The organism is Bradyrhizobium sp. MI1.4 (genome assembly GCF_055811315.1).
In genome coordinates, this window is sequence record NZ_JBVVPP010000012.1 from 108,312 (window position 1) to 122,475 (window position 14,164).

At 63.5% G+C, this 14,164-nt stretch carries 21 protein-coding genes; 10 read left to right on the plus strand and 11 right to left on the minus strand.

Annotation, left to right across the window (positions count from 1 at the left end; genetic code table 11):
• The first annotated feature begins 313 nt into the window (after positions 1-313).
• Both AC0L23_RS16520 and AC0L23_RS16525 read left to right on the plus strand, forming a co-directional pair.
• Complete coding sequence (locus tag AC0L23_RS16520; RefSeq protein ID WP_158091547.1) at positions 314-1,006, plus strand: histidine kinase dimerization/phosphoacceptor domain -containing protein; 693 nt, start codon at positions 314-316, stop codon at positions 1,004-1,006.
• A 31-nt stretch (positions 1,007-1,037) separates the two neighbouring features.
• Entirely contained in the window at positions 1,038-1,208 is a 171-nt protein-coding gene (locus tag AC0L23_RS16525) for a hypothetical protein (RefSeq protein WP_162847249.1), read from the plus strand.
• Here AC0L23_RS16525 and AC0L23_RS16530 read toward each other — a convergent pair.
• From AC0L23_RS16530 to AC0L23_RS16540, 3 genes are all read right to left on the minus strand, one after another.
• A complete protein-coding gene (locus tag AC0L23_RS16530) occupies positions 1,205-1,579 on the minus strand; it encodes a response regulator (RefSeq protein WP_085350358.1) in 375 nt (124 codons plus the stop codon). The two genes, AC0L23_RS16525 and AC0L23_RS16530, sit on opposite strands and share 4 nt — an antisense overlap.
• A 371-nt stretch (positions 1,580-1,950) precedes the next feature.
• Positions 1,951-2,271, minus strand: a complete 321-nt coding sequence (locus AC0L23_RS16535) for a hypothetical protein (RefSeq protein WP_085350357.1) — start codon at positions 2,269-2,271, stop codon at positions 1,951-1,953.
• Between the two features lie 25 nt (positions 2,272-2,296).
• The gene (locus AC0L23_RS16540; RefSeq protein ID WP_085350356.1) at positions 2,297-3,409 is read right to left on the minus strand and encodes a DUF1236 domain-containing protein; all 1,113 of its coding nucleotides are present in this window, start codon (positions 3,407-3,409) and stop codon (positions 2,297-2,299) included.
• Between the two features lie 196 nt (positions 3,410-3,605).
• Between AC0L23_RS16540 and AC0L23_RS16545 the strand changes: the two genes are divergently transcribed.
• Positions 3,606-3,833, plus strand: coding sequence for a hypothetical protein (locus AC0L23_RS16545; protein WP_085350355.1), 228 nt, complete (start codon positions 3,606-3,608; stop codon positions 3,831-3,833).
• 280 nt (positions 3,834-4,113) lie between these two features.
• Here AC0L23_RS16545 and AC0L23_RS16550 read toward each other — a convergent pair whose 3' ends face one another.
• The 3 genes from AC0L23_RS16550 to AC0L23_RS16560 all read right to left on the minus strand — a co-directional run bounded on the left by AC0L23_RS16550 (position 4,114) and on the right by AC0L23_RS16560 (position 6,150).
• On the minus strand, positions 4,114-4,629 hold the full coding sequence (locus tag AC0L23_RS16550; RefSeq protein WP_085350354.1) for a PRC-barrel domain-containing protein: 516 nt from the start codon (positions 4,627-4,629) through the stop codon (positions 4,114-4,116).
• 140 nt (positions 4,630-4,769) lie between these two features.
• Positions 4,770-5,810, minus strand: coding sequence for a glycosyltransferase family 4 protein (locus AC0L23_RS16555; RefSeq protein ID WP_085350353.1), 1,041 nt, complete (start codon positions 5,808-5,810; stop codon positions 4,770-4,772).
• Between the two features lie 166 nt (positions 5,811-5,976).
• Positions 5,977-6,150: a hypothetical protein gene (locus AC0L23_RS16560; protein ID WP_240543238.1), complete on the minus strand. Its 174-nt coding sequence runs from the start codon at positions 6,148-6,150 to the stop codon at positions 5,977-5,979.
• 198 nt (positions 6,151-6,348) lie between these two features.
• Here AC0L23_RS16560 and AC0L23_RS16565 point away from each other — a divergent pair, with 198 nt between their 5' ends.
• The gene (locus AC0L23_RS16565; protein ID WP_198957619.1) at positions 6,349-6,765 is read left to right on the plus strand and encodes a hypothetical protein; all 417 of its coding nucleotides are present in this window, start codon (positions 6,349-6,351) and stop codon (positions 6,763-6,765) included.
• A gap of 505 nt (positions 6,766-7,270) precedes the next feature.
• Positions 7,271-8,920, plus strand: a complete 1,650-nt coding sequence (locus AC0L23_RS16570) for an amidohydrolase (RefSeq protein WP_085350477.1) — start codon at positions 7,271-7,273, stop codon at positions 8,918-8,920.
• Positions 8,921-8,954: 34 nt separating this feature from the next.
• On the opposite strand, the gene AC0L23_RS16575 is transcribed toward AC0L23_RS16570, so the two are convergent.
• The 4 genes from AC0L23_RS16575 to AC0L23_RS16590 form a co-directional block, all read right to left on the minus strand.
• Positions 8,955-9,527: a CGNR zinc finger domain-containing protein gene (locus AC0L23_RS16575; protein ID WP_085350352.1), complete on the minus strand. Its 573-nt coding sequence runs from the start codon at positions 9,525-9,527 to the stop codon at positions 8,955-8,957.
• The gene (locus AC0L23_RS16580) at positions 9,524-10,411 is read right to left on the minus strand and encodes a DMT family transporter (protein ID WP_085359690.1); all 888 of its coding nucleotides are present in this window, start codon (positions 10,409-10,411) and stop codon (positions 9,524-9,526) included. The genes AC0L23_RS16575 and AC0L23_RS16580 overlap by 4 nt, the downstream gene beginning before the upstream one ends.
• A gap of 8 nt (positions 10,412-10,419) precedes the next feature.
• Positions 10,420-10,746: an antibiotic biosynthesis monooxygenase family protein gene (locus tag AC0L23_RS16585; protein WP_085359688.1), complete on the minus strand. Its 327-nt coding sequence runs from the start codon at positions 10,744-10,746 to the stop codon at positions 10,420-10,422.
• Between the two features lie 63 nt (positions 10,747-10,809).
• Positions 10,810-11,685, minus strand: coding sequence for an alpha/beta fold hydrolase (locus tag AC0L23_RS16590; protein ID WP_085359686.1), 876 nt, complete (start codon positions 11,683-11,685; stop codon positions 10,810-10,812).
• 262 nt (positions 11,686-11,947) lie between these two features.
• On the opposite strand from AC0L23_RS16590, the gene AC0L23_RS16595 reads away from it, so the two are divergent.
• The 5 genes from AC0L23_RS16595 to AC0L23_RS16615 all read left to right on the plus strand — a co-directional run bounded on the left by AC0L23_RS16595 (position 11,948) and on the right by AC0L23_RS16615 (position 13,600).
• Positions 11,948-12,076 carry a hypothetical protein gene (locus AC0L23_RS16595; RefSeq protein ID WP_018455653.1) on the plus strand — a complete coding sequence of 43 codons (129 nt, stop codon included), beginning with the start codon at positions 11,948-11,950 and terminating at the stop codon, positions 12,074-12,076.
• A 139-nt stretch (positions 12,077-12,215) separates the two neighbouring features.
• Entirely contained in the window at positions 12,216-12,425 is a 210-nt protein-coding gene (locus tag AC0L23_RS16600) for a hypothetical protein (protein WP_085359684.1), read from the plus strand.
• A gap of 120 nt (positions 12,426-12,545) precedes the next feature.
• Positions 12,546-12,725 carry a hypothetical protein gene (locus AC0L23_RS16605; RefSeq protein WP_018455655.1) on the plus strand — a complete coding sequence of 60 codons (180 nt, stop codon included), beginning with the start codon at positions 12,546-12,548 and terminating at the stop codon, positions 12,723-12,725.
• A gap of 261 nt (positions 12,726-12,986) precedes the next feature.
• Positions 12,987-13,199, plus strand: coding sequence for a hypothetical protein (locus AC0L23_RS16610; RefSeq protein ID WP_018455656.1), 213 nt, complete (start codon positions 12,987-12,989; stop codon positions 13,197-13,199).
• 104 nt (positions 13,200-13,303) lie between these two features.
• On the plus strand, positions 13,304-13,600 hold the full coding sequence (locus tag AC0L23_RS16615) for a hypothetical protein (protein WP_026232997.1): 297 nt from the start codon (positions 13,304-13,306) through the stop codon (positions 13,598-13,600).
• A gap of 69 nt (positions 13,601-13,669) precedes the next feature.
• Here the strand turns inward: AC0L23_RS16615 and AC0L23_RS16620 are convergent, their stop codons facing one another.
• Positions 13,670-13,960, minus strand: a complete 291-nt coding sequence (locus AC0L23_RS16620; protein WP_018455658.1) for a hypothetical protein — start codon at positions 13,958-13,960, stop codon at positions 13,670-13,672.
• Positions 13,961-14,164 lie beyond the last annotated feature (204 nt).

Below are 14,164 nucleotides of genomic sequence, written 5' to 3' on the forward strand. Positions count from 1 at the left end.
CGCGGCGCCGAGAGCCGTCGCACACGCGGCCTAAGAAGGTATTACCGCACTGAAGTCCGGAGTACCGAGCGACGAGCAATCCTTCCTCGGAACAGCGCGGCTGGGCGGAACGTTGGCCTTCCATGGAAGCCTTTCTGCACCGCCTCTTCACGGCCAAGTCAGATTTTCCGGTCTGGGTGCGCTACCTCCTCACCCTCGGCCTCGTCGGTCTCGCCTTTTTCGCCAGGGTGATGGCGGATGAATACCTTCGATCCTACCCGCTCCTGCTTTTCATTGCCGCCATCTTCTTGTCATCTGTCCTTTTCGGCCGCGGGTGTGGAATTGTTGCGACAGCCGCGGCCGCCGTTCTCGCCATGACGTACCTCATACCCCGGCCGGCCTCGACCGCCGGGGGACGTTCTGCTCCAGGAGCTCGCACATCGAACGCGGGAACGACCTCGCCACTATCGTATCGATTCTCAGGCTGCAGGCCCGCTCCGAAACCGACCCGGGCGTGCAGAGGGCGATTGCGTCCGCGGTAAGCCGGGTGGACGTCGCAAAGGTTCACGACCGGCTGCGCGAGACGGCGGACACCAGCCGGATCGCGCTGGCGCCGGACATCGAGTCCTTATGCGCCAGCCTTGCGGATTTTCACCGGGGCGTGCGCACGATCTCGATCCGGGTCCGCTGCGAGGACATCTGGGTGAGGAGTTCGCAGGCGGCCTCGATCGGGCTGATCGTCAACGAACTGCTTCAAGTACGCATTTCCGGAGGGCCGCCACGGCTCGGTGGAGTCGAGCTGCGGGCCAAGGAAACCCACGTTCAGGGACGACGGAATCGGTTGCTCCGCGGAAGCGAAGAGCGGACTTGGCACTCGGCTCATCAACCTCCTCGCCACCCACATGAAGGGCACCGTCGCGAGGAAGCCTCTTTCGCAAGGCTGCGAGGTGCAAGTCTCGATCGCGCTCGACAGCTGAAGACCGCGAAGCATTTTCGGATTTCCTCTGCAACCATGGACGGCTTGTGACGTAGATGATGTCGGAGCTTGCGAGAACACTATGGTCGATCGATCACCAAAACACGCCGAGGAACTGGACCGATTCCGCAAGCTTCACGCCGAGACGACGGATCCTTTGGCTGCGCGGCTGCTGCAGGACATTATATCCGAACTCGAAGCAGATCTGAATCCGCAGCGGCAGGAGACCGGTTCGAAGGTGGAACGCGGCTAGTTCTCATGCTCCGCCACGGCCGCTTGGATCGCTCGGTCAAGACCATCCAACTGGAAGGGCTTGCGCAGCATCGGTCTATTCTTGAAGCCCTCGGGTATATCTTCTTGCCCGTAGCCACTCGCGAAGACGAACGGAACAGATCTCTTCGCGAGAATTTCCGCGACGGGAGTGCTTGTCGGACCTCCGAGGTTGATGTCTAGGATGGCAATATCGAAGGCCGGATCGTGCGCAAGTCGCACCGCATCCTCGATCCGCCCTGCCTCGGCGACGACAGCGTGTCCAAGCTCCTCGATCATGTCGACGAGCATCATTCGGATCAAGGCTTCGTCTTCGACGAGGAAGAAAGATCGTCTGGGGCGGTTCACGTGGATCCTTGGAGAAGGTCGATGCTCCCGCAGCGGCCGGCACGACGCCCGGAATTCACGAGGGAAACGGATAAACGACCTCGACCGGGGTCGAGGTCGCCAACCTATGGGCTAGGTTTTGCTCCCGGCTGGGGCTTTGGGGGGCAAGGGGGCCGAGAGCAAGGACTCGACGCGGTGGAATGCCGATCGTTCCCTTGCGGATCGACGTAGCGCTCTCAGAACCTCGTCGTACGCGTGATGAGCCTGAGCCTGACTGCTGCGCGAGGCTGATCGGCTGCCTATCGTTGGCAGCCACACGAGGCCCGCTGGAGCGGCAGACTGAACTGTCGATCCATCCAGAATGGCGCCGCCCTTGCGGGCGGCGCCTAGATCATCGATCACCAGCGGCCGGTACCGAAGCTGAAGCCGATGCTCGGCCCGCCTCCGTAATAGCCGTATCCGCGATCGTAATAGCCCGGACCGCCGTAGGAGCCATAGCTCCTGCGCACGACGTAGCTGTCATCGTCGCCGTAGTAACGCTGCACATAGCGGGGACCGCGGGTGCGGAAGCAGCGGCCGTACTCGTTGCAGACCAGGCGAACCTGATCGACGTTTGCCGCCTCCTCCGATCCAACCAGACTGGGATTGAGCGGAGCTGCCGAGGCCGCCGACGCGAGCATGGCGGTGGCCGCAAACGCTACGAGAGCAATAGTCCTCATGTTCGTTCTCCTTATTGTGACGAGATCAATCGATCTCTTCGATGACGCGACGTTCCTGCGGTTCGACGATGTAAGTCCGGCTATCCCGGTTGATGTACCGGTACTCCCGCAGGCTCGGTGCGTCGCGATAGACCTCCTCGGGGAACGTCTCCACGTCTACGTCTGCCGGCAGGCGCTCACCCCTGCGGATTTCGGTGCGCGCGGTGCTGCCGGTGGTCTGCCGCTCGCGCTCGACGGGACGCGCCTCGGAACGCGCCTTGGCGTGCTTGCGGATCACTTCGCGATCGCGATCGCTGAACGTCACCTTGCGCTGTTCGGTGCGGGCCGGCGCAGCCGCGGTCGAACGACCCGAGTACGGGAGGACCGCGACGATCTGGTAGCTCGAAGGCTCCACGATCACGATCTCGTCCTTCACCAACACGAAGTTGTAGCCTCTGTACTGCGGCACGACCTCGACGACCTCCGCCGGGAGCGGCTGCAAGCGGACATCGCGCGGCACCGCCGTGCCCACCGACAACGAGAAGTTCACGTTGTTGAGGGGCTGCACGTTCAGATGCGAAATCGACGTGCTGATCCGGGTCCGTTGCTGATCGTTGATGTTCACCGACGCGTTCACGTTGGTGTTCGAGGAGCGATCGGCCGTGTTCTGCTGATTGTTCGGCTGCTGCGCCGTGTTGGTCGAACCGCTGCCCGCCGGGGACTGTGCCTGGTTGTTGCCCGGAGCAGGCGGATTGGCGCTCTGCGTCTGGGTATTCGTGTTCGAAGGAGAATTGGTCTGCGCCTGGTTGGAAGGCGTAGTTGTCTGATTGGACGGCTGATTGGTCTGAGCCTGGTTGGTCGAGTTGTTCGAGGCAGGCGCCTGCGTGGTGTTGGTGCCGGTACCCGAATTGGACGGCTGGCCTGCAGCGGTCTGACCGCTCGAGGACGGCGACTGCGTCTGGGCCGAATTCGTCGAAGGATTGGCGGACTGTGCGGATCCCAAAGATGAATTGGTCGGCGAAGTCGACGGCGTCGTGGATGTGGAATCCTGCTGACGAGACGGCGGATTGGAGTTCGACGTGCTCGGAGAAGACTGGGCAAAAGCGGAAGTCGCGATCGCGACTGCAGCGGTGGTAGCCAAAAATAAACGCTTGTTCATCTGAACCTCCTTAATGCGGACGTCGGACAACCTGGGGCGAGACGCGTGGTTCCATTCGGGGAAAACTAGGCAATTGCGCGAGATGTGCATTTTCTTTTATTCCGAAATTGTGCAAATCGTGAGAGTGGGAACTTCGGTCGCGCAGCGTCGTTGGCAATGACTACTTACGAGTCATTTTCACTTTGAGGAGAACACCATGAAGAAGCTTATCGTGTGCGGCGCTCTTGCCGCTTTCGCCCTCGGCACGCAGGCCGCCAGCGCCGCCGAGTTCTACATCGTGCGCGATGCCACCACCAAGAAGTGCACCATCGTCGACACCAAGCCGACCACAACCACCACGACGGTCGTGGGCGACGGCGTCTACAAGACCAAGGTAGAGGCAGAGTCCGCGGTCAAGACCACGAAGGTCTGCACCGAGCAGTAATAGTCGCGACGGCGGTAAGAGCCGTTTAAGCATTCTGACAACGATTGGAGGAAAAAATGCCCGTACTGATTTTGTGGGCCGTTCCAGCCGTCCTGGTTGTTGGCGGCGTCGGCTATTTCCTGGTTCACATGCACTGAGCGGATGACCCCGCACGGATGAACGGCCCGCCCAATGATTTGGGCGGGCCGTTTTTCATTGCGCCAGATCGGTACACTAGCCCTGTGGGCACAAAAAAGGGCCCCGTAATGGGGCCCCAATTCGCCGAGAGCACTCGTCGCGCTTAGTTGTAGTCCGAATATTTGAACTGCGGTAGCGCCTTCAACTGCTCCTTATTGCCGCTCATGACGGCGTGGTCAGGAACCCAATCGTTCGCGGTGCGGTTCGTCGTGGTTGTGGACGCGGTCCCGGTCGTGGTGGTGTCGCGGGCCGGGGTCGACGTGCCGCTCGAGCTCGTTCGAACCGGCTCTTCAACGAACTTCAGCTTGTCCATGGAGACCGCGATGTCGTGCTCGCCCATGCCGAGGAAGCCACCGATGCCGATAACCACCGCGTTGATCTTGCCGTTCTTGTCGACGAGCAGTTCGTTGACATCGCCGAGCTTCTCGTTGGCCTCGTTGTAGACGTTCAGGCCCATCAGCTTCGAGGCGCGCCAATTTCCCTTGAACGCCATCTTCGCATCGGCGGGGTGGGCGGTGGCCGCCGGCGCCGTGCGATCGACGGGCTGAGTGGATTGCGCGAAAGCAGCGCCGCCGATCACAGCAGTGCCAAGCAACGCGACGGCAAGGAAGCTTTTCATGGATTATCTCCTCCAACGTGAGCCGCATCCGTTCGGATGCCCGGCTTCAACGCCCCGAATTACCGCTTGTTCCCGACGGGGAACGGATTGCCAAGGATTCGATCGCGCCTGTCCGACAAACCAGCCGCGCAATAGATCTCTCACGCGAGGCGTCCTCTGCGAGCGACCAAGTCGCGATATCGGGCGTCGTACTCCTTCGCCATCCGGCTTGCGGCGAAGCGCTCCTCGAACCGGGCGCGGACCACTCGTCTGTCCAGCCGGCCCAGTTCTTTCACTGCTCTGATCGCCTGCTCCTCACCGTCGACGATGAAGCCCGTGACGCCATCCTCCACGACTTCCGGTACCGAGCCTGATCGATAAGCGATCACGGGTGTCCCGCAGGCCATCGCCTCGATCATCACCAGACCGAACGGCTCGGGCCAATCGATCGGAAACAGCAGGCCCGCTGCGTTCGCGAGAAACGGCTGCTTCTTCGCGTCGTCGACCTCGCCGACGAGCTGAACCGCCTGGCCATCGATGTTCGGCTCGAGCTCGTTCTTGAAGTAGGCCGTCTCCGCCCGAGGGATCTTGGCCGCGATCCGCAGCGGCATCCGGGCCGCGCGCGCGATTCGTATAGCGTCCTCCGGACCCTTGTCCGCCGTCAGCCGCCCCAGAAAGGCCAGGTACGAACCTGGTTCGTAGGAGGGCCTAAACATGTCCTTGGTCAGTCCGTGCTGGATCGTCGCGATCCAGTTCGCTTCCGGAAGCGGCCGACGCTGGTCGGCGGAAATCGAGACGAATGGAGCGTCCGCAAAGGCACCGATTACCTGGGGCAGGCCGGGCAGATCGAGCCGACCGTGCATCGTCGTCAGGAAAGGCACGCCGGTCCGGCTCAGCACCGGAAGAGGCAACCAGTCGACGTGGGAGTGGATCACGTCGAAGTCGCGCGCGCGCTCGGCGATGGCCTCGATCAGAAGCGCGCAGGCGGCGTTCGGATCCGCACCCTTCCGCCCCAGGCGCAACGCGCGCGGCCACACCGCGTGGAGCTTTCCCTTCGTCTTCGAGTCCCCGCTTGCGAACAGGGTGACGTCGTGCCCGGATTCGACCAGTTCGTCCACCAGCCAGGCTATCACACGCTCGGTGCCGCCGTAGAGCTTTGGAGGTACGCTCTCGGCCAAGGGAGCAAGCTGGGCAATCCGCATCGGCTAGGCCCCGAACACGGACCGCAGGACCGTGACGATCCCAGCGGAAATGAGGGATGAAATCGCAAGCAGCGTCCAATTGGGCCTCGTGCTTCCACGGACCACGCGCGCTGCGAGCGTCTTCACGATCGTCAACATTCGTCTGGAGGAAGCCGCTGCAGGTAGGCTATCCCAAGCCAGCGAGTTCTTCGGTATCGCTCTCTCGCGCTTCCGACCTGCTGTGGAGGTGGCGCTCCAGAAGGCAGCGCCGGCTGTCATGCGCATCGACCTCGGGGTGCCGCGCCCGATACACCGTCCAGGCGGTCTCCGTGGCGTTCTTCAAGACGACTTCGTCGACCATACTTACTCTCTCCGGAGACCGAACCCAGTCGCTGCCAACTCAAGGCAATCTGGAAGGTTTCCAGTTTTTCCGGAAGTATACGAAAGGAGGTGAGTCAGGAGGCGAGGATCCATTGCCCCCTCGCCGCGGGGGTGCAGCTGCAACCATTGCCTATTTTTCCCGTTATCGACAGGGCGCAGCAATGTGAAAGGAATCTCGATGAAGAAGATCGCGATGTCGGCGCTGCTGGTCGGCGCTCTTGGTCTGTCCTCGGTGGCCGCCACGTCTCCTGCAGAAGCCCACTGGCGAGGGGGCTGGGGACCGGGCATCGCCGGCGGCCTGTTGGCCGGCGCTGTGATCGGCGGGCTTGCCTCGTCGGCGTATGGATGGGGACCAGGTTATGGCTACTACGGTGGCCCCGGCTACTATGGAGCGGGCTATTACGGCGGACCCTATGCGTACGACTACGGGTATGACGAGCCGTATCGCTGGGGTGGCGGGTACGCCACCACGACTTACTACACGGCGCCCGTCTCCTACGGCTACCGCTACCGTCGAGTCGTGCGACCTGCATACGCCTATTACCGCGGATCCTACCCGGTCGTTCGGCACCGCTGGCATCGCCACCACTGGTGAGAGCGGTCCGTCTGAACGCAACGAAGGCCGCGCACCCGAAGGCGCGGCCTTTTCTTTCCGCTTACCACAATCCACCGGAAAAACGGGTCGTGCCGTTCGAAGGCAAGGCGTCGTTCGGGCGCTCTCGTCGCCGGCCTCGTCGAGCGCTTTGGATGCGGGCGCGCCTGTGATGCGATGCGTCCGGGCGGTTCTTTCTTGACCTCGGGCTACGGGTGGCGCAGCCGCGCGGAGAACGAGGGCGAAGCGTGGTGTCCGGCGTAGATTGAACGAAGTGAGAGCGAAGACGGACGAACTGCTGCGAGGCGGGCGAAGGCGGCTGCAACATCAATTGCTTGGGCCGCCACCAAATTTTTCGGTGGGCCGGCTGATTTTGTTGGTGCCAGACATGATCAATATCACGACACTCCCCGTTGCGACACGCGATGTCCGCGAGCGCATCCAGCGGCGGATGTGTGGCGCCGCTTCGGCCTCTTTCACACCTGCCTCTCTCATTTCGGGACTGACCATGCGCAAGCTTCTGGCAATATTGCTGATCTCGTGCTGGGCCAGTTTGGCTTACGCACAAAAGGCCGACCTCATTGTCACGAACGCAAAGCTCGTGACGCTGGATCCCGCATCGACGATCGCGCAGGCTCTCGCAGTCCGCGACGGCAGGATCGTTGCTATTGGCGGCAACGATGCCGTGGAAGGCCTGATCGGGCCCGCGACGCGCCGGGTCGACGCAGGTGGACGCACCATCATTCCGGGATTGATCGATTCCCATATTCACGCCGTGCGCGCCGGCCTCACCTACGCAACCGAGGTCAACTGGATCGGCGCAAAGACGATTCCCGAGGCCATGGAACGCTTGCGCCAGGCGGCAACAGCGCCCCCGGCATCCTGGATCATCGTGGCCGGCGGCTGGAGCGAATTGCAGTTTACTGAGAAGCGGCGGCCGACGCTCGCCGAGGTGATGGCGGCCGTTCCCGACAATCCGGCTTACATCCAGCTGTTCTATTCGGCGGTGCTGATGACGCCAAAAGCGCAGCAAGCCCTCGGGATGTCCGCGGATCAGTTGCCGGCCGGTATCACGACTGAGCGCGCCGCATCGGGCGACGCCACGGGGTGGCTCAACGGCTCCATCGTCAGTATCTCCGCGCTGTTCGATCGGCTGCCGAGGCCGAATTTCGAAGAGAATGTCGCCGGGACCCGGCAGTTCTTCACGGAGCTCAATCGTCTCGGCGTGACCGGGATCGTGGATCCCGGCGGCTTCAGCATCTATCCCAGCCACTACGCGGCCTTGCAAAAGCTCTGGCGTGACAAATCATTGTCGGTTCGCGTTGCCTTCAGCCTGTTCGCCCAGAATGTCGGCGCGGAATTCGACGAGTACAAGACTCTCACGCCGTTCCTGCCGATGGGATTCGGCGACGACATGCTGCGGTTCAACGGACTAGGCGAGCGGATCACCGGCGCCATGTACAACAACAATGCGCCTGACGCGGCCGCCAAGGACAAGTTCCGCGAGATCATTCGCTGGGCGGCCAAGCAAGGGATGACAATCACCATCCACTGGCAGGAAGACAAATCCGTCCATCACCTCCTGGACCTCTATGACGAGGTCAACAAGGAGACGCCGCTCGCGCCGTTGCGCTGGTCCATCGCCCATCTCGACAACACCTCGCCCGAGACGCTGGCGCGCATGAAAGCCCTTGGTGTCGGCTGGACCATGCAGGACGCGATGTATCTCGGAGGCGACCGTATCGTGGCGCAGGTGGGCGAAGCCGCCCGCAGCATGCCACCCATCGCCACGGCGTTGCGCATGGGAGTCCATGTCGGGGCCGGCACGGATGCGCATCGGGTCGCATCCTACAATCCGTTCGTGGCGCTGCAATGGATGCTCGACGGCAAGACCGTCGGCGGACTCTCGACGCGCGGCCCGGACGAAACACCCAGCCGCGAAGATGCCTTGCGCCTCTACACCGTGGGAAGCGCGTGGTTCTGCTTCGACGAGACGCGGCGCGGCACGCTGGAGACCGGCAAGCTCGCCGACTTCGCGATTCTCGATCGGGATTTCCTGTCCGTCCCCGTCGAGCAGATTGGCGCCACGGCGTCTCTGCTGACGGTCGTGGGCGGCAAGGTCGTCTACGCAGCGGATGCTTTCTCGAGCGCAAAATAGAGCTGGAGGCTTGTTGTTCAAGGCAGCTGTCGGCTTACCGGCGCGATTGCATCTTTGCGCGGTTTCCGCAGGTGGCCATTTCGCACCAGCGACGGGATCTGTTCTTGGTGCGATCGATGAACAGCCAGTGGCAGTCGTGCTGTGGACATCGTTTCAATCGGTCGAGTTCGTCGCCGCGCAGCAGGTCGACCGCAGCCCAGGCAAGCGGACCAAGGATCCGGTCCCCGTGCGTGAATTCGATGGTGGCCGGCGAACCGGTCAGCAATGCGGCCGTGAAGGTACGGGCCGCAACATCGTGGATCACCGCCATGCCCAGCGCCGGCGGTTCATCGCCGTCCGCGATCGCAGCGCCTACTTTGTCGATCGCGTTGCGCAGGCGCCGGCCATCTTCGGCCAGCAACGCCCGCTGCCTTGCATTAAGCGAAAAATCGACGCCCACCAGTCCAGCATCCCTTGCCCAGGCCAGCATTCCCTCGGCGTCGCGCAAGTGATCGACCTCTTGGTCCGTGCCGCGCCAGCTGATCGTGTTGGCGAAATCGAGCGCCAGATTCCCCGCTACGCGGTGAAGCGGCGGCGGTCGATCGGCGATGCTGCGCAAACGCTTCACGTCGGACGTTCTTCCCAAGGCCGGAGCAGCGCCATCGCGGCGGCCACCAGCATGAGGGCAGCGCCGCCGATCTCGAGCCAGCCGATCGCCTCGCCGAACAACCACGCACCGGTGCCAAGCGCGATGATCGGAGAGACAAAGGCATACAGACCTGCGCGCATCGTACCCCATTCACGCAGCAGCACGAGATAGATCGTATAAGCCACGATCGTTCCGAGCAGCAACAGGAACAACAGGCTGCCGATTGCCGCCGGAGTGAGGAAAGCGTCGAGCGTGTCTCTCGATACGGGTTCCAGCACCAGCGAAAGGCCGAGCAGGGCGGCGCCGCCGATCGCCGCCTGCACCATCGTCAGCGCCAGGGGCTTCACCGGACCGACCAACGGACGCGCGACCACGCTGCCGACGCAATAGCTCACGGTCGCGGCGACGATCGCCGCGAGCCCAAGGCCGCTCGCATCGGACCCGGCCCCGAGCCGCGCCCAGAACAGCCCGATGACACCGACACAACCGATCGCGAGCACGACGGCATGATGCCAGGTCGGCCTCTCCTCGCCGGTCAACGCGGCGAGGGCAAACAGCAGGACCGGAATCAGGGTAAGGTTGACCAGCCCCGACAGCCCTGATGGCACGTGCTGCATCCCCCAGAACAGCAAGCCGTAGGTGCCGGTGTTGACCAGCAGAGCTGAAACGATCGTTGGCCGTGCGCGGCCTTCGGCGAATGCGGCGCCGGTGCCACGCACCCCGATGGCCAGCAGTGCGGCCGCCAGCAGGTATCGCGCGGCGGCGAGCAGCAGCGGGGGCAGATCGCCGAGCCCGACCTTGATGGCGGCCCAGGTCAGCCCCCAGATCAACGACATTGCGGCGAACAGGACAAAGTTGCGCACCGTCGTGCTCAGCGCATGCCGTACCGATCGACCAGAACGCGGTGGATTTCCACCCTTTGAGGGAGTTCGATCAGGAGTTCGGGATCGCGGTCGAGGTGATGCACCTTGGTCGGCTCGGCCTTGGTGAAGGCAGTCATTGCCTGCATGTCGGACCAGTAAGAGATGGTCGTGAACCATGTCTCCTCGTCAAGGTCCTCGCGCAGCAGCTGGACGCCGAGCGCCGTCTTCTCGAGCGGCGGAATGCCTTCAGCGCGCAGATATTGCTCGTAGCTGTCGGCGATGTCCCGCCGGGTACGACCACGCCAGATTCGTGCGATGGAAGGATTGGTTGGCATGCTTGCTTCCTCCTTTAGGCGGCGAAGGGACACCAGCGCGGCGAAGGCCGCGCCGTGGGACGATCAGGCATGGACACGCGCAAGGAAGGCGCGGACCAGTGGCAGCGCCTCATCGAAATGCGTCTCGAGCAGCCAGTGTCCGGCGCCGTCGAGCAGGTGCAGATCGACATCGGGCAAGTCGCGGCGATAGGCGCGGGCGGACTCGGCCGGCATGTATCCGTCTTCGGGGCCCCACACCACGAGCGTGGGGGGACGGTGCTCGCGCAGATACGCCTGATAGCGCGCGAACCAGCCGAGATTCTCCTCCAGCTTCTCCATCAGCCCGACGCAGACCTGTCGGCGCACTGGCGTGTCCATGAGTGGCCAATGAAGCTTCCAGAGGTCGGGCGGCACCCGGGAAGCGACGTCGTCCGCCACTTCGCCAATGAACTCCGCACGAAAGCCATCCTCGCTCACGGCCTCCTCGAGCGGGCGGTGCCTCGCCGGCGTCTTGTCCGCCCACCAGGCCTTGATGGTCGCGTATTTCGGGCCCAGCACATCCTCATAGATATCGCCGTTCTGGATGATGAGCGCGGCGATCCGCTCGGGGTGAGCGATCGCGTGCCTTAGCCCGATCTGGGAGCCGTAATCGTGGAGCCACAAGGCGTATCGTCCGAGGCCGAGCGCATCGGCGAGGCCGGCCAGCACGTCTGCATAGGCATCGAAATCATAGGCGAATTCCGACGGGTCGGGCGTGCCGCTGTAACCAAAGCCCGGCCAGTCGAACGCGATCGTCCGCCACCGGTCGGCGAGCGCCGGCATCAGCCGGCGGAACTGGAAGGAGGAACAGGGATAGCCGTGCGGCAGCAGCAGGACCGGCGCGCCGGCGCGTCCCGCTTCGCGATAGAAGATCGACATCCCGTTCAACGCCAAGCGCCGGTGCGCGAGCCCGCTCGCCATTCAAGGCCTCCATCATCTGACACCACCTAAATGCATTTAGGCGGTGAACGTTCCGACGCCGTGGAGCCGTGTGGCGACGAACAATCGGCGCGATCACGCGCCATCGTTGTGCGGGTGGTGCCGAAGCCGACATGAGCGTAGGGCTTATCTGGCACCGTTCGGCTGTTCCGCTGGGCTGCCCCACCAGAAACGCTGCGTGTTCTCGCCGAGAACCCGCCCATACAATGCTCAATCAACCGCCCTTTCGCGGCAGGAGCCGTCCATGACCAATGAAAAAGGCCCGAACATCAAGAAGAAGCAGAAATGCAAGAACTGCGAAGGCAAAGGCCTGCTCAAGAAGGGCGACAAGGTGGTGAAGTGCCAGCGCTGCAAAGGCACGGGCGTGCGGTGATGATGAGGTGATGGCCTCCAATGCGGACGGCGTACTTTCCCAGGTTGCGCAGGCTCGCGACTGACGTGCACCGCATCTGACATCACGATTGGCACTTCCTGCGGCAAGAGGCGTTGCGGTCTTTTCGAGGGAGCTGCAGATGACCAAGACCGACACGGAGGGCGTAAAGACCGGGACACCGCCGACGGGTTCGGCGGCGCTCAACCCCGGGGATGAAGCCGCACCGGGGACGATGGGCACCGGCGAAGATGTGTGTCTGGATTGCCATGGCAAGGGGCGGATCGACGGCGCGCCCTGCGTGACGTGCGGCGGCAGCGGGACCGTGATCCGGGCCGTCGGCGGGGCCTGAGCAAAGCGCGGGCCGCGCGGCGCTTGCGCCCGGCTGTGGCTTTCGATCGCGGCTTCATTGTTCCAGCAACGAACGGCCCTCGCCCGTGTTTTCCGGATGCGAGACACAATGAGGCGCGCCATGACCAAGGATGCCGGACTGAAGCCCGACGATTTTCCCATCGAAGCCGACAAGGACAAGCTCAGGACCCACAAGGGCGAGCCGGTGGCCTCGGCCGAGTCGGAGAAGATCGCGGATCAGATCGCCGAACGGCTGAACGAGCATGCTCACCAAGAAGAGCAGGATCGTTGGTCGGCCTAGGCAATTCGCCTTGCCGACACCCATCCGGAAAGAGCAACGGATAGTTTGTAGGACCGAGCTCGCAGGAACGACGTCGTTGGAACGACCTGGGGCCGTTGCGTATTGGGCCGCGCCGGGTCCTTGCGATTCCGGCAATGGCGGCCTCGGCTCGAAGCCCCGCCCCCGGGCCACAGGCCGGGGCCGCCTGACGGGGGATCGGCCCGGCATCTCAGGCCGTCTTGGAGGACTGCGCGAGAGACCATGGAGGCGCCCACACCAGGGATGCAAAACCCGCTTCGACAGGCGCGGCTCTACGGCTACCTGATCGAACGCGAGGGCGCGCTGTTTCATCCCGGCGGCAGCCACCCGCTGTGCAGCGCGGGCATGACGCGACGCATGATCGAGGCGGGCTGGCTGGTGAAAGCCGGCGATCGCTACGAGTTGACGCCGCAGGCGCAGGAACGGATCGCCCCGCGTGCGATGAGCTCGGGATGACTCATCGTCGCTGTCGCGGGATTTCCGCTCCCGCCCAGGAACAGGTGCGTGCCGAGATCTTTGCCTCGGCACGGCATGTGACGACGTCAAGCACAGGAGCGGACATGAAAAAGCTGGTTCTCGCAGGGCTCGTTGCGGCTCTCGCATTCCCCTCTTCCGCATTCGCGCAAGGCGGCGCGGGTGCGTCCAGGACCGGGTCGAGCATCGACTCCTCAGGCACCGGCGGCACGACGGGAGCGGGAGCCTCCGGCCTCAACACGTCATCGGACAACAATGGCGGCGGCGCGAACGCACCGGCCAAGTCCTCCACGACCCGGCCAGGCGACAACGACACCAGGCAAACCCAGGGCGGTCAGCAGGCCATGCCGGGCTCAGGCTCGACGGGAGCGAACCGCAAATAGGCGCGCCGCGAACCGCTGACCGATTGCCCTCACGCAAAAGGCCCGGATGATGATCCGGGCCTTGTCTCGTCACCACCAGGGATCCCAATAGGGCGGTGGAGCGTAGGCGTAAGGCACATAATAGGCCCGCCGCACGACGCGCGGTCCATAATAGCCGTAGGGCGGGCCATAGAAGCGCGGGCCATAATAGGCATCGGCCGCCAGCCCCGCCGCAAGCGCACCGGCAACAAGACCGAAGCCGATGCCGGGACCGCCCCAATGGCCGTGCCAGCCGCCGCGCCAGCCATGGGCTTCCGCCGGCGAGGCCGCCGCCACGAACAGGGCCGAGATCATCGTCAGGACTAAAGCAAGTTTCTTCATGTGCGACTCCCAGAACTTGGAAACCGACCGCAAAACGCCAGACCGGAATTGAAGTTTCCGAGCGTTCCGGAAAATTTTGCAGCGAGCCGACGGACGCAAATGCGGCCGCCGGCCGGACGCGGGGGGGGGGGGGGGCCCCCCCCCCCCCCCCCCCAAAAAAATAAGCGGTTGTTTCCCATTTAAGCGAATGCCCACACCGGGTGT

Coding starts and splice junctions, on each gene's coding strand:
- AC0L23_RS16550 (WP_085350354.1), bottom strand. CDS start 4,629: ATGAAAAGCTTCCTTGCCGTCGCGTTGCTTGGCACTGCTGTGATCGGC.
- AC0L23_RS16525 (WP_162847249.1), top strand. CDS start 1,038: ATGGTCGATCGATCACCAAAACACGCCGAGGAACTGGACCGATTCCGC.
- AC0L23_RS16585 (WP_085359688.1), bottom strand. CDS start 10,746: ATGCCAACCAATCCTTCCATCGCACGAATCTGGCGTGGTCGTACCCGG.
- AC0L23_RS16590 (WP_085359686.1), bottom strand. CDS start 11,685: ATGGCGAGCGGGCTCGCGCACCGGCGCTTGGCGTTGAACGGGATGTCG.
- AC0L23_RS16555 (WP_085350353.1), bottom strand. CDS start 5,810: ATGCGGATTGCCCAGCTTGCTCCCTTGGCCGAGAGCGTACCTCCAAAG.
- AC0L23_RS16610 (WP_018455656.1), top strand. CDS start 12,987: ATGCAAAACCCGCTTCGACAGGCGCGGCTCTACGGCTACCTGATCGAA.
- AC0L23_RS16595 (WP_018455653.1), top strand. CDS start 11,948: ATGACCAATGAAAAAGGCCCGAACATCAAGAAGAAGCAGAAATGCAAG.
- AC0L23_RS16605 (WP_018455655.1), top strand. CDS start 12,546: ATGACCAAGGATGCCGGACTGAAGCCCGACGATTTTCCCATCGAAGCC.
- AC0L23_RS16535 (WP_085350357.1), bottom strand. CDS start 2,271: ATGAGGACTATTGCTCTCGTAGCGTTTGCGGCCACCGCCATGCTCGCG.
- AC0L23_RS16615 (WP_026232997.1), top strand. CDS start 13,304: ATGAAAAAGCTGGTTCTCGCAGGGCTCGTTGCGGCTCTCGCATTCCCC.
- AC0L23_RS16570 (WP_085350477.1), top strand. CDS start 7,271: ATGCGCAAGCTTCTGGCAATATTGCTGATCTCGTGCTGGGCCAGTTTG.
- AC0L23_RS16540 (WP_085350356.1), bottom strand. CDS start 3,409: ATGAACAAGCGTTTATTTTTGGCTACCACCGCTGCAGTCGCGATCGCG.
- AC0L23_RS16565 (WP_198957619.1), top strand. CDS start 6,349: ATGAAGAAGATCGCGATGTCGGCGCTGCTGGTCGGCGCTCTTGGTCTG.
- AC0L23_RS16600 (WP_085359684.1), top strand. CDS start 12,216: ATGACCAAGACCGACACGGAGGGCGTAAAGACCGGGACACCGCCGACG.
- AC0L23_RS16620 (WP_018455658.1), bottom strand. CDS start 13,960: ATGAAGAAACTTGCTTTAGTCCTGACGATGATCTCGGCCCTGTTCGTG.
- AC0L23_RS16560 (WP_240543238.1), bottom strand. CDS start 6,150: ATGGTCGACGAAGTCGTCTTGAAGAACGCCACGGAGACCGCCTGGACG.
- AC0L23_RS16545 (WP_085350355.1), top strand. CDS start 3,606: ATGAAGAAGCTTATCGTGTGCGGCGCTCTTGCCGCTTTCGCCCTCGGC.